This window comes from Paenibacillus mellifer, assembly GCF_023195895.1.
Classification (GTDB): domain Bacteria; phylum Bacillota; class Bacilli; order Paenibacillales; family Paenibacillaceae; genus Fontibacillus; species Fontibacillus mellifer.
This window is the reverse complement of record NZ_JALPRK010000011.1, coordinates 1-12,574: the sequence shown is the minus strand read 5'-3', so window position 1 is coordinate 12,574 and position 12,574 is coordinate 1. Positions and strand designations below refer to the sequence as shown.

Here is a 12,574-nt window from a genome sequence, read left to right as displayed (position 1 = left end):
GGAAAAAAGCAAGTTCACCTTTTTACCCTTAACTGTTTTCTTAAATCCATTTTGGCGGCAATACCGCTGTTTTATAATCATTATAGCCGAAAAAGTCAAGGTGTGCAGGGAACCAACCTCACCCGAGCTTTAAACAATACGTCACGAAAAAGAGGTGCCATTATGTTCAAACTAGGGAGAAAACGGGGCGATAAATTGGAGTTTGGCGTATTCACGTTGCCGATTCTGATTTCCATCATCGCCGTCTTCTATTATCCGTTCATCATGACGATACGTTATTCTCTGACCAAATGGAACGGGATCTCCAAGCATCCGAAATTTGTCGGGCTCGACAACTTTAAGCAGATTTTTATGGGCGATGCGAATTTCTCGCATGCGGCCTGGTTTACGATCAAATACGCCATCCTTTATATCGTGCTCATCAACGTGCTGGCGATTTTGCTGGCGTTGGTGCTCGATATGAAGCTGAAATCGACAACCTGGCTCAGAGCGGCCTTCTTTATTCCTTACATCCTCAGCTTAGTCATTGTCGGCTTCATCTGGAAGTTCATCTTCATGCAAGGTTTTGAATCGCTTGGCGCCAGCACCGGCTGGGGGGTATTTGCCCTAAGCTGGCTCGGAGAACCCGGACTCGCCTTTATCTCGGTGTTGTTCGTATCCATCTGGCAATCCATCGGATTCTACATGGTCATCTACATCGCGGGTTTGCAATCGGTTCCGGAAGATCTGAAGGAAGCTGCAACGGTGGACGGTGCCGGCCCAATCCGCAGATTCTTTAACGTCACGCTGCCATTGCTCGCTCCATCGATTACGATTTCTGTCTTTATGGCGCTGACCAACTCGATCAAGGTGTTTGACGTCATCTTGTCCTTGACCGGCGGCGGGCCTGGCGGAACGACTTACAGCGTGGCGTACGACATTTACCGCGACACGTTCCAGAACAACCTGTACGGCTACGGTACGGCCAAAGCGCTGATTCTGTTCGTAGCGGTGCTGATTATTACGGTGATCCAACTTACTATCTTCAAACGCAGGGAGGTTGAGGCGTAATGAAAAAACATAAAACAGGCCGCATCGTCCTGGAAATTGGGATGGTGCTCCTCTCCATCCTGTTCCTCTATCCGTTGTTCCTGACCATCATCAACTCGTTGAAGAGCTTCTCCGAGGTCATGACCGACGTGATCGCTTTACCGAAAAAATTGACCTTTGCCAACTATAGCTATGTTTGGGAGTTCATCAACTACCCGCGGCTGTTCCTGAATAATACGGTCATTACCGTCCTCGGCTTGGCCGGGATCGTGTTGATCTCATCCATCGCTGCGTACAAGCTGGCTCGTACGAAATCCAAAGCCAGCTCGATCATTTACTTCATCTGTATCATGCCAATGCTGATTCCGTTCCAATCGATCATGCTGACGGTGTTGCAGATGGCGAAGAACTTCCATCTCTCCGACAGCACGTGGGGACTCGGCATTTTGTACTGGGGTTTCGGCGCTCCGCTCGCCCTATTCATCTACCACGGCTTCGTGAAGGGGATTCCGAAGGAAATCGACGAAAGCGCTACGATCGACGGCGCCTCCGGCTTCCGGTTGTTCTTCAGCGTGATCTTCCCGCTGTTGAAATCCGTCACCACCACGATCATCATCATCGACGTCATGTGGATCTGGAATGACTTCCTGCTCCCATTGCTCATGGTTAACGGCTCTCCGGCAACGAAGACATTGACGCTGGCTGCGTACACCTTCGTCGGACAATACACCTCCGACTGGCAATACGCGATGACCGCCATGGTGATGGCCGTACTGCCTTCGATCATCGTCTTTATCTTCCTGCAAAAATACATCGTCAAAGGCGTTGTCGCCGGCGCGGTGAAAGGTTGATCTTCTTTTAAAGCGGAATTTGAACAGCCCCTGGTCCAACGGACCGGGGGCTGTTTTCGTGTTGCTTAGCAAATAACTGCAAAACTGAAGGTATTTGCGGGTAAAATCGACAAATGCCCAAAACACCTGCAAAAGTGCAGGTGTTTTGGGCTTTTTTGCGATTAGGCCGAAAAAAGCAGTCAAAAACTGCGCTTTTGCAACTATTTCGCGTAAATCGTGTTATTTGGTAAATAACTGTATTTTTGCAGTTATTCGGCTAAACCGTGTCATCCTCGTCCTCATCCTCAAACAGCGTGCGAAGTACGCTGTTCCGGTTCTCCAGGAAACGACGCGTAATTTGGTAGTGATCGGTATCCTCGTAACGGACGGTTTCCATTCGATCCCCATCGAAATTCAAGATATCTGCATCCGGATAACCCATTAGAATCGGTGAATGCGTGGCGATGATGAACTGGGCGCGATCCGATAAGTCGCGGATGATCCGCATCAAGGCCAGTTGTCGGGCTGGAGACAACGCGGCCTCCGGTTCGTCGAGCAGATAAATGCCCCGACTGCCAAATCTGTACTTGAACAAGCTGAGGAACGACTCGCCATGCGATTGGTTGTGCAAGGACAACCCTCCGTAGGACGGCGTTGCCGCAACCTCATCGATATGCGAAGCAAACGAATAAAACGATTCCGCCCGCAGGAAGAAGCCGTTCGTGACTTTCGGGTTCCACGAGAGACGGATATAATCGCCGAGCGCCGATTCTGACCGGTCCACCTCGTAGACGTTATTTCTCCCGCCCCCGGCCGGATTAAACCCGCATTGGTAGGCGATGGCCTCCAGCAGCGTAGATTTACCCGAACCGTTCTCCCCGACAAAAAACGTGACCGGACGGCTAAGGCGAAGCTTGTTCAACTTCCGGACTAACGGGAGAGAGAAAGGGTATTCTCTGGATGAGGGCATGTTGTCTTTCAGGAGCGTCACCTCTCTTAAATACATCTCGCGTCCTCTCCCTTCGGTGTGAATTAATCGAGCTCCCTGTAAATAAAATAGTCGAAGTCGGCAGGCTTACGCATCCCGCTGAGGTCCTGGGCGCATACGCCGAGGAAGGTGCCGGTGAACCGTACTTTCTCCGCCGGATCGTCGGCCAAGTGGCTAACGTCAACCGCTTTGCCGACCGCCTGCCAGGTCTCCCCGTCGAGGCTGTAGGCGAAACGCGCCAGCTCCCGCTCAATGGTAACTCGCAGCCAGCAGCGCGAAACGCCTTCGATCGAGATGTCCTCTTCCAGCAGTTCGTCATAAACCCCGGCTTTCGTTTGGATGAGATTCAGACTTTTTCCCTTCGTTTCATCACGGGAGATACGCAAATAGACATGATCATTCGTATCGTAAAAGACGGTCAAGCCGGCCATCTGCTGGAACGTCTCCGGCTCAAACTCTACTACCGTCTCCGCCAGGCAATGGAACGACTGCTGCCGCCGAGCCGCCAGGCTTTGCCGGAACAACGAGTTCATCGACTCGCGGCCATACAAGCGCAGGAAACCGGGGCGCTCGCGTAAGGTCAACCAATCCTCCGTTGGCGGAACGCGCAGCGTGCTCCAGTGAACGCCGAGCTCGAACCCACCGCCGTCGAAATCGTCGCGCTCCGGCACCGGTTCAAACGGATGCGGCGGCAGTGCAGGCGCATCCACCTCGACCCGCGGATCATTCCCGCCAGTCTCTAGCCGGAACCAGCCGTCTTCAATCCAGACGCCGCGCTGGATCGCCGTTTCCCGGCCGAGCGTGCAATAGATGTCTTTCGTCGGCCGCCCGGTCAGGTGGACCATGTACCACTCGCCCGTTTGCGTTTTGACCAGCGAGGCATGTCCCGCCTTTTGCAGCTCTAGATGCGGTTTGCCCGACGACGTCAGAATCGGATTGGTGGGGTCGACTTCATACGGTCCGTCGATCGTTCGCGAGCGGGCCATCGTTACCGCATGATCGTAATACGTGCCCCCTTCCGCCGTGAGCAGGTAGTAGTATCCGTTTCTTTTATATAAATGCGGGCCTTCGGTTAACCTAAGCTCCGTACCCAGAAAGATATTCTTGACCGGGCCAACCAGCTTCTGTTGTTGTGGATCGTATTCCTGAAGGACGATGCCGGCAAAATGGTTTTTCCCTTTCCGATGATCCCACAACATGTTGACCAGCCATTTGCGCCCGTCCTCGTCGTGGAACAAGGAAGGGTCAAAACCGCTGCTGTTCAAATACACCGGTTCCGACCAAGGGCCGCGAATATCGGTGGCCGTGACCAGATAGTTCGGGGTGTCCTTGAATGCGCCGTGGCGGCTTTTGACGTCCGTGTAGATGAGGTAAAACAAACCGTTATCATAGCTGAGACACGGAGCCCATACCCCGCAGGACCCGGGATTACCCAGCATGTCGAGCTGCGAAACCCGAGTCAGCGGATGACCGATCAATTGCCAGTGCACAAGATCCCGGGAATGATGAATCTGTACGCCTGGAAACCACTCGAAGGTGGAGGTCGCGATATAGTAGTCGTCTCCGACCCGTAGAATCGAGGGGTCCGGATTAAAACCGCGTAAAATCGGATTCGTGATGCTAGCATGTTCACTCATGTTATTTCCTCCTATTCATAACTGTTATCGGATTGGTGATTGTTTTTCTCATTTATTTAAAATTCGATTATAATAGAAATTAGGCTTTCGTATCTATTTCATGCCTAAGGAGGCTTGTATTTATGCCCAACGCATCACATTCACACGATTCATCGCATCGTTTATCCCATATTCCCGTCTCCATTCTCGACCTGGCGCCAATCACGACCGGCAGCACCGCTACGGAATCCCTGAGCAACTCGCTGGATCTGGCCCGGCACGCCGAAGACTGGGGCTACCATCGCTATTGGCTGGCGGAACATCACGGCATGCCCGGCATCGCCAGCTCGGCGACCTCGGTCGTCATCGGCCACATCGCCGGAGGCACGAAGAAGATCCGCGTCGGCTCCGGCGGCATCATGCTGCCGAACCATGCGCCGCTGGTCATCGCCGAGCAGTTCGGCACGCTGGAGTCGCTATACCCGGGGCGGATCGATCTCGGACTTGGCCGGGCGCCCGGCTCCGACCCGCTGACCTCGCATGCGCTGCGGCGCGGACCGGGCAGCGACGGGCAGGACTTTCCGGAACGGCTCGCCGAGCTGCGGAACTACTTCCAGCCCGTCTCAGGTTCCTCCATGCGCGTGCGGGCGATCCCCGGCGAAGGCTTGCATATCCCGATCTGGTTGCTAGGCTCCAGCGGCTTCAGCGCACAGCTGTCCGCCCAGCTCGGTCTGCCGTTCTCCTTCGCCAGCCATTTCGCGCCGGATTACCTGCTCCCGGCGCTCGATCTGTACCGCACGCACTTCCGCCCGTCGGAGGAACTGGCGAAGCCTTATGCGATGATCGGCGTTAACGTGATTGTCGCCGATACCGACGCGGAGGCCCGCCGCCTGGCGACTTCCCAGCTGCAGCAGTTCCTCAACCTAATCCGCCGGCGCACCGCGCAGCTTAGCCCGCCCGTCGACCAGCTGGATTGGACGCCGCAGGAGCAAGCCCTGGTCGAACGTCAGCTCAGCTATTCGGCCATCGGCTCGCCGGAAACCGTACGGAACCGGCTGGAGCATTTGCTGGCGGAGACCGAAGCCGACGAGATCATCGTCGCCGCGCAGGTCTACGATCATCAGGCTCGTTTACGTTCTTACGAGCTGCTGTCGGAATTGTTTGGAGGACAACGTTCCTTATAATCCGTCGGACTGTACCCCGTGTATTCCTTGAACACTTTGGAGAAATAGTGCTGATCGCTAAACGATAAGGCGTCAGACACCTCTTTCATACGCATTTCCGGCTTGCAGGCCATCAGCCTGCAGGCCTCTTTGATTTTCAGTCCCGTATAATACTGCACGAACGTGCTTTGGGTATATTTTTTCATGACCCGGCTCACATACGAGGGACTGACATGAAACTTGAGCGCTACATCCGCAAGTGAGAGATACGAGTACAAGTTGAGCCTGACGTACTCTTCGATCTGTCGAAACAGCTCCTCCCCGCTTTTCCGGTTCTGTGCCTGCACCTGTTCGAAGGATTGCTTTGCCCATTCCTGAAACCCCAGGCAGAACTTCTCAAAGCTATCTGCCTCCAACAACCGCCGTGATGTCGCTTCGAGCTCCAGACGGTGTCCGGTGCCTTGGTCGTTCCAGGCTTGGGAGAAGGCATCCACCATCAACGCGACGAACCGTTCCAGCTCCGTGAGCCGGAAATTGTCGACGGCCCATTTCGCCAGTTGCTCGTTCAGCTTTAACAAAAATTGCTCCTTCCCTCGACCCTGGATGAGCTCGTTGAAGGCGGCCACCGTCACCCGATCCAAGTCCGGGCTATCCGAACCGCCGAGCCCATGCGAGATCTCCGTATCGATCACCACGCCGCAGTGAATGCGCTGCTCTTTATCCAAAATCCCCGATACGCGGTGATACAACTCGGGGAGTCTGTCCGGATCCCCGGACTGCAATTGCCCGCCAACCGATACCGGTAGCCCTTCAGCCTCTAAGGTACGGCGGACCGACTCGAAGCATTCATACACCGAGGAATAGGGCTCCATGGCCATTTTTTGCACCAACACGAGGAACTGACTAGCCATTTGGGTTGGAAACACCCAGCACAGATGCGGGGAAAATAACTCCCCCAGCCTGCGCTGCAGCTCCTCCGGACTCCAACGCTCCCGTCCGACCGTAAACGGCTGCCTCCGAATGAGGATCAGGAGCTTGCCATAATGACGAAACTGGTCGCCGAGCTGCAGCTCTTCATAAAACCCGGGCTCCACAATCTCCCTGAACAACTCCGCTTCGCTGGGAATCCGGCTATGGAGCCGCTCGATCGCCCGATCCATGACCTCCGCCAGCTGTTTGCGCTCAATGGGCTTCAGCAAATAATCGAAGACCTGCAAATTGATGGCCTTCCGCGTGTATTCAAAATCGTTGTACCCGCTGATCAATATGAACAACAGTCGCGGGCGGAGTTGCTTCGCTTGTTCGATCAACGTCAAACCGTCCATCTTCGGCATGCGGATATCGGTTAGCACCAGGTCCACCGGCTGTTGTCGGATCAACTCCAGCGCTTCCTCACCGTTCGTCGCTGTCGCCACCACCTGAACCGGAAGCTCCAGAGAACTGAGCAGCGTTCGGATGTTCCGCAAAATCGGTTTGCTGTCTTCCACGATCATCACGTTGTACATGCTGTGCCCTCCTTGTTCAGTAGAAGTCCTTCGTTAACGATCCGATGATCTGCACCGTAGCCCCTTTCTCTCCGTCAGCGTGATTGAACACATTAAAGAATAACCGGTTCTGATACATCAATTTCAGCCGTCCCACACTGTTCACGATCCCCATGTTGCCGATCGAGGTCCCCCGTGTTTCTCCCTCTCCGACGGCTTCCGCTGCCCGTAGATTGTCCATGATTTCGCTGATTTTCCCGGGTGGAAATCCATCGCCGTTATCCTTAATCTCTACCGCCCATAAGCCATTGAACTGTTTAACCGTGATGTCGATCCGCCAAGGCGGGTCGCTGCGCGAGAAGGCATGCTCGATGCAGTTCTCCACGAAAGGCTGCAGCACCAGCCTCGGCAGCTGGACGTTCCGCGCCGACTCGTCCGCATGGATCTCCCACACCAGATCCTCTTCATATTTCTGCTGAACGAGAGACAAGTAGTGCCGTGTATGCTCCAGCTCATCGGCCAAGGTTACATGTACATAAGGCGATGAGACGATGTAACGTAAGCTGTCCGACAAATGCTTGCACATATCGGAGACAACGTCGGTCTTGCCCTCTTGAGCGGCGATGCTGATCAAATAAAGCACGTTATGGATGAAATGCGGCGCAATTTGGGCCTGGAGCGCGGAGTTTCGCGCTTTGACCTCCTCGTGCAGAGCGACTTTCTCCCGTTCGATCGACTCCTGCAGACGTTCCATAAGGTCCTGAAACGCTTCGTTCAGCAAGATCAGTTCGTTGTTTTGCGAACGAGTGTCCATTTTGATATTCATATTGCTGTAGCTGATCCGCCAAATCTGGCTGCGCAGCTTGCGAATAGGCAACAACAGGTTCCGCGAGGAGAAGTAAATGTAGACGAAGGACAACAGCAACAACGACGTAATCAACAAGATAGACAGGTATTTCACTGAGTTCACCGGTCCCAGCACGTCCTGTTTTGGCGTTACGAGATAGGTTGTCCATCCGGTGCTCTCTGAGCGGGAATAGGCTACGTAATTCCGGTAATTATCCGCATAAACCCCGCTGTCCGAATCTCGCGCCGTAAGCTCCGCATGCTCCGCCTCCGGCTTGGAACCGGCAACGGCTTGGCCTTGCCGATCCAGGATATATACCTCTCCGGCGCCTACGCCATTCGTCATCCTCTGCAGAAACGTCTCGTTCAATTGAATGCTGAGATATCCAAACACTTTGCCGTTCTGGTTGTTGATCGCGCGTATGAACGAAATGGACTTCCCCTGGCGCTCCAGCACAAATCCGTTGCCGCTCCAGCTCCCGTTCATCAGGCTTCTCTTTAAATAGCCTTCCAAAGAAGCTTCGTCGCCCCGTTCCCCAAGGTAAGACACGATCTGCCGTCCGGACTTGTCGTAAATCACCATATCCTTGATGTTCATTCGTGGTCCGATGGCCTGAAACATCAGATCCTTGAGCCTGCGGCTTTGATTCAGCCGTTCGAGGTTTACATCGGTTTGATACCCTCGTTCAAGGATGGCAAAAATGTCCTTACTGGATAAGATCCGCTGGGACAGCTGGTTTTGGCTGTCGACATAGTCGTCGAGCTGTTGACTGACCTTCGTCGCCGCGGCCAGCTTGGCCTCGACCGTCTTCTCCTTCAGCGGTTTGATGACGACCAGATTCACATATACGATAAAGCAGCCGAGTATAAACAACAGCAAGGCCACAAAAGTTAGAAAGACTTTGTTTTGCAGACTGAGCTGATTTTTGCCGGGGAAAAAAGCTCTCATGACGTAGCCTTAGGCCTCCTTACTGTGCCTTGTTGCGTTTAATTGATGGTATAACTGTACCATTTCGGCTCCCGTCATGACAACGGTTTCAAGTTCACAATTTTACACATCATCTGTCACCCTCAGACATGTACCTTCGCTGCCCTGGATTCTATAATCAAGTTGCAAGCGCATTCAAGTTCACAACATAAAGACGGGGGGATTTGCCTTGAATTACGCAATGAAAAGAACGACCACCGCGATTGTCGCCGGTTTACTGGCCGTATCGCTCGCGGCCTGCGGGTCGGGAGGCGCAAAATCCGGCAATACCGCGAAGGACGGTACGAACGCCGGTGCCGCCAAAGGAGACAAAGTCACCATCGAGTTAGCGATCTCCAAGAGCTCGCAGGACTCCGCCTTCATTCAGCAAGACCTGCTTGATGAGTTTGAGAAGCAAACGAACATCAAAGTGAATCTTCAGTTGATTCCAGCCGAGCAAACGACCACGGTCCTGCAAACGAAGCTGGCTGTTGAGGAAACGCCGGACATCATTCAATACAACCTGGCAAGTGCCACCACCGACCTGAATCTGGAGCGCAACTTCGAGATTCTAGATAACGAGCCTTGGGCCAGCCGGATTCTGAACAAAGACGTCCTTTCCGCTTATGGGCATGTCTACAGTTTCCATGTCAGCCAGGATACAGGGATGCAAGGTGTTGTGTACAACAAGGACATCTTTGATGACTTGGGCCTGTCGATTCCAACTAATTTCGAAGAGTTCCTGGCCGTCTGTGAGAAAATTAAAGCAAGCGGAGTTACTCCGGTATTCATGCCGTACAAGGACAATTGGTCCGCCAATATTTGGCCGGCCGCCGCTTTTGCTAACTTCGTATCCAAAAACGATCCAACCTTCTTTGATGAATTGAACAACAACAAGAGAAAATGGTCCGACATTCCGGAATTCCAAACGTTCCTGGAGCAGCAATATGAAGTGTATAAAAAAGGCTACACCAACACCGACGTCCTGAGCGACAGCTACGATATGGCGGTTGGTAAATTCCTGAACAAGGAAGTCGCGATGATGTTCATGGGCGACTGGCTGATCGAAGGCGTGCTTCAACAAGATCCTAACATGCACCTAGGTGTTTTCCCGATCCCTTCCGAGCAGGATGCCAGCCTGGGAGCCAGCCCACTGGGCGGACAACTGTTCATTCCGAAGAAAGCCAAACACTTGGCAGAAGCGAAAGAGTTCTTGAACTTCATGGGATCCAAGGAAATCGCACAGAAAATCGTTGATTCCAAAGGTTACGTCTCTAACTTGAACGACGTCAACACACCGGAACTGCCGGCCTACAAGCAGGAGATTGTCGATAACTACATCACGCCGAAGAAAACCGTGCTGACGACCGACGCCTTCATGCTGGTTGACCGCAGTGAATTGTACCGGCTGCTGCAGGATCAATTCGCCGGTGGATTAACGCCGGAAGAAGTCTTGAAATCCTGGGACGAAAAGTTCAGCCAATTGATGAAAGATAAAGAAATCCCCGGTTTCTAAATCGGAAGAATGGCAGGCAGCATAAAGTCCCGTCCGGGGTTTTATGCTGCCCCAGTCTATAATGGGGTGGGAGAACATGAAATCGAAAGCATCGGTCAAAAATCTATATTCCTATTATCTCGTATTACCGGCGTTATTGATCTACTCGATCTTTTTCGTTATCCCGGCGTTTACGGGCTTTTATTATTCCTTTACCGATTGGCGGCTGGATCGCCTAACGATCGACTTCGTTGGTTGGGAGAACTTCCGAAAGATCTTCTCCGACAAAACGCTGATTCTGGCGCTGAAGAACACTTTGATCTTTGCCGTCGTCACCGTGTTCGGGAAGAACCTGATCGGCATTGTGCTGGCGGTCGCGCTCAACATGCGATTGAAGACGCGGAACCTGCTGCGGGCGATCTTTTATTCCCCGTCCATCCTCAGCATCCTGGTTATCGGCATCGTCTTTACGCCGATCCTGCGCACCGAAGGCGCCATCAATCGGATGTTTGATGCGGTTGGGCTGCACGCTCTGAGCCAGGCTTGGCTCACGAATCCGCATATCGTCATTTGGACGATCGCCATCATCTCGATTTGGCAGCATGCCGGCTTCCAAATGGCGATTTACTTGGCTGGACTCCAATCCATCTCCCAGGAGTATTACGAAGCGGCGACCATCGATGGGGCCGGATCCTGGAAGAAGTTTACGAAAATCACGCTGCCGCTCTTGCTGCCAGCGATCAATATTAACCTGATGCTCACGCTCATCGGCGGACTCAAGGTCTTCTCGGAGGTCTTCGTCTTGACGGGCGGCGGGCCGGGTAACGCTTCCCAGGTCGTCGGTACGATCATTTTGCGGTCCTTCGGCGAAGGAAGCTGGGGGCTGGGGACGGCCATCAACACGTTGCTGTTCGTGGCGGTCACGATCATTGCCATCCCGCTGCTCATCTTTATGCGGCGTAAGGAGGTCACCGAATAATGGGATTCACACGCAAAGTCGCCATACGAAACTATATCGTTGAAGGCCTTCTGCTTCTAGCTTCTCTGCTGATTATTTTGCCAGTCTTGATTATGATCTTCGGCTCGTTCAAGACAAGCGCCGAAGTGCTCGACTTCTCGCTCCAGTTGCCCGAAAAATGGATGTTCACCAACTACGCGCGCGTGTTTGAGGAAGGCGGGCTCGCCCGAGCGTTCTGGAACAGCGTATTGATTACCGGCATATCGTCCGTGATCAACATCGTTGCTTCCTCAGCCGCCTCCTTTATCCTGGCGCGGCGGGAGACGAAATTCGCAAATACGCTGTACATGTACTTCTTCATGGGTCTGATCGCTCCGATGTCTACGATTACGACCATTCGCATTGTGCAAGCGTTGGGCTTTTACGGAAGCATCACTAGTGTCATCCTAATTTACGCATCGCTAAACACCGCATTTAGTGTGTTTCTGTACAGCGGATTTATCAAAACGATCCCGAAAGCGCTCGACGAAGTCGCGTTCCTGGAGGGTGCCAGCGTGTTTGGCGTATTCTTCCGAATCGTAACGCCGCTGATCCTGCCGGTGAATGCCACGGTTGCGATCATGGTCTTCATGTCGGTATGGAACGATATCACGATTCCGCTCTACTTCCTGACCGACAGCTCGACCTGGACGATGCCGCTGTCCATCTACAATTTCTACGGCAAGTACAGCCGGGAGTGGAACCTGATCTTCGCCAACCTGGTGTTAACTTCCCTGCCGGTATTTATCCTGTATTTGTTTGGTCAAAAATACATCGTCAGCGGCTTAACAGCCGGTGCGGTGAAAGGCTGATCGAGAATCGCGCGGCGCTTAGCGCGTGGCGTACGGCAGGCGTGGGTGGAGCTAGCGGGTGCTTAGGGAGCTCGCGCGTGCATTGGAGCAGGCGCATGGCACTGATGCAAATGCGTGCTTGGGGAGCTAGCGCGTGCACTGGAGCTAGTGCGTGCACTGGAGCTAGTGCGTGCTTAGGGAGCTAGCGCGTGCGACTGAGCGAATCTACACACTTTGGTTACCGTCAACTCCTCACTGCAGCCGCGAAATGTTGTAGTTTTTGCAACATTTTGAGGTGGTCTATGCTGGCATGGGCAGAAATGTTGCATTTTGTACAACAATTTTGCCGCCATCAGCGAGAAACGCCG

At 53.4% G+C, this 12,574-nt stretch carries 10 protein-coding genes; 6 read left to right on the top strand and 4 right to left on the bottom strand.

The genetic code is table 11. From position 1 onward, the window contains the following. Window positions 1-162 precede the first annotated feature (162 nt). Both M0651_RS13070 and M0651_RS13065 read left to right on the top strand, forming a co-directional pair. A complete protein-coding gene (locus M0651_RS13070; protein ID WP_282577904.1) occupies window positions 163-1,050 on the top strand; it encodes a carbohydrate ABC transporter permease in 888 nt (295 codons plus the stop codon). Beyond that, the gene (locus tag M0651_RS13065; protein ID WP_248552192.1) at window positions 1,050-1,880 is read left to right on the top strand and encodes a carbohydrate ABC transporter permease; all 831 of its coding nucleotides are present in this window, start codon (window positions 1,050-1,052) and stop codon (window positions 1,878-1,880) included. Before M0651_RS13070 ends, M0651_RS13065 begins: the two co-directional genes overlap by 1 nt. 256 nt (window positions 1,881-2,136) lie before the next feature. Here M0651_RS13065 and M0651_RS13060 read toward each other — a convergent pair whose 3' ends face one another. Together M0651_RS13060 and M0651_RS13055 are read right to left on the bottom strand one after the other, a co-directional pair. After that, window positions 2,137-2,865 (bottom strand): AAA family ATPase, encoded by a 729-nt coding sequence (locus M0651_RS13060; RefSeq protein ID WP_248552191.1) that lies wholly within the window; start codon window positions 2,863-2,865, stop codon window positions 2,137-2,139. Window positions 2,866-2,891: 26 nt separating this feature from the next. Beyond that, complete coding sequence (locus M0651_RS13055) at window positions 2,892-4,484, bottom strand: glycoside hydrolase family 43 protein (protein WP_248552190.1); 1,593 nt, start codon at window positions 4,482-4,484, stop codon at window positions 2,892-2,894. Window positions 4,485-4,606: 122 nt separating this feature from the next. On the opposite strand from M0651_RS13055, the gene M0651_RS13050 reads away from it, so the two are divergent. Next, entirely contained in the window at window positions 4,607-5,647 is a 1,041-nt protein-coding gene (locus tag M0651_RS13050) for an LLM class flavin-dependent oxidoreductase (protein WP_248552189.1), read from the top strand. On the opposite strand, the gene M0651_RS13045 is transcribed toward M0651_RS13050, so the two are convergent. Continuing rightward, window positions 5,602-7,131 (bottom strand): response regulator, encoded by a 1,530-nt coding sequence (locus M0651_RS13045; protein WP_248552188.1) that lies wholly within the window; start codon window positions 7,129-7,131, stop codon window positions 5,602-5,604. The two genes, M0651_RS13050 and M0651_RS13045, sit on opposite strands and share 46 nt — an antisense overlap. A gap of 16 nt (window positions 7,132-7,147) precedes the next feature. Next, window positions 7,148-8,905 carry a sensor histidine kinase gene (locus M0651_RS13040; protein WP_248552187.1) on the bottom strand — a complete coding sequence of 586 codons (1,758 nt, stop codon included), beginning with the start codon at window positions 8,903-8,905 and terminating at the stop codon, window positions 7,148-7,150. A 220-nt stretch (window positions 8,906-9,125) separates the two neighbouring features. Here M0651_RS13040 and M0651_RS13035 point away from each other — a divergent pair, with 220 nt between their 5' ends. The 3 genes from M0651_RS13035 (at window position 9,126) to M0651_RS13025 (ending at window position 12,227) form a co-directional block, all read left to right on the top strand. Then, the gene (locus M0651_RS13035) at window positions 9,126-10,439 is read left to right on the top strand and encodes an ABC transporter substrate-binding protein (protein ID WP_372490956.1); all 1,314 of its coding nucleotides are present in this window, start codon (window positions 9,126-9,128) and stop codon (window positions 10,437-10,439) included. 76 nt (window positions 10,440-10,515) lie between these two features. Next, window positions 10,516-11,397, top strand: coding sequence for a carbohydrate ABC transporter permease (locus M0651_RS13030; RefSeq protein ID WP_248552185.1), 882 nt, complete (start codon window positions 10,516-10,518; stop codon window positions 11,395-11,397). Beyond that, entirely contained in the window at window positions 11,397-12,227 is an 831-nt protein-coding gene (locus tag M0651_RS13025; RefSeq protein WP_248552184.1) for a carbohydrate ABC transporter permease, read from the top strand. Before M0651_RS13030 ends, M0651_RS13025 begins: the two co-directional genes overlap by 1 nt. Window positions 12,228-12,574 lie beyond the last annotated feature (347 nt).

What these genes read in the sequence shown, in the direction of transcription:
- M0651_RS13070 (WP_282577904.1), top strand. Translation starts at nt 163, where the DNA reads ATGTTCAAACTAGGGAGAAAACGGGGCGATAAATTGGAGTTTGGCGTA.
- M0651_RS13065 (WP_248552192.1), top strand. Translation starts at nt 1,050, where the DNA reads ATGAAAAAACATAAAACAGGCCGCATCGTCCTGGAAATTGGGATGGTG.
- M0651_RS13060 (WP_248552191.1), bottom strand. Translation starts at nt 2,865, where the DNA reads ATGTATTTAAGAGAGGTGACGCTCCTGAAAGACAACATGCCCTCATCC.
- M0651_RS13055 (WP_248552190.1), bottom strand. Translation starts at nt 4,484, where the DNA reads ATGAGTGAACATGCTAGCATCACGAATCCGATTTTACGCGGTTTTAAT.
- M0651_RS13050 (WP_248552189.1), top strand. Translation starts at nt 4,607, where the DNA reads ATGCCCAACGCATCACATTCACACGATTCATCGCATCGTTTATCCCAT.
- M0651_RS13045 (WP_248552188.1), bottom strand. Translation starts at nt 7,131, where the DNA reads ATGTACAACGTGATGATCGTGGAAGACAGCAAACCGATTTTGCGGAAC.
- M0651_RS13040 (WP_248552187.1), bottom strand. Translation starts at nt 8,905, where the DNA reads ATGAGAGCTTTTTTCCCCGGCAAAAATCAGCTCAGTCTGCAAAACAAA.
- M0651_RS13035 (WP_372490956.1), top strand. Translation starts at nt 9,126, where the DNA reads ATGAAAAGAACGACCACCGCGATTGTCGCCGGTTTACTGGCCGTATCG.
- M0651_RS13030 (WP_248552185.1), top strand. Translation starts at nt 10,516, where the DNA reads ATGAAATCGAAAGCATCGGTCAAAAATCTATATTCCTATTATCTCGTA.
- M0651_RS13025 (WP_248552184.1), top strand. Translation starts at nt 11,397, where the DNA reads ATGGGATTCACACGCAAAGTCGCCATACGAAACTATATCGTTGAAGGC.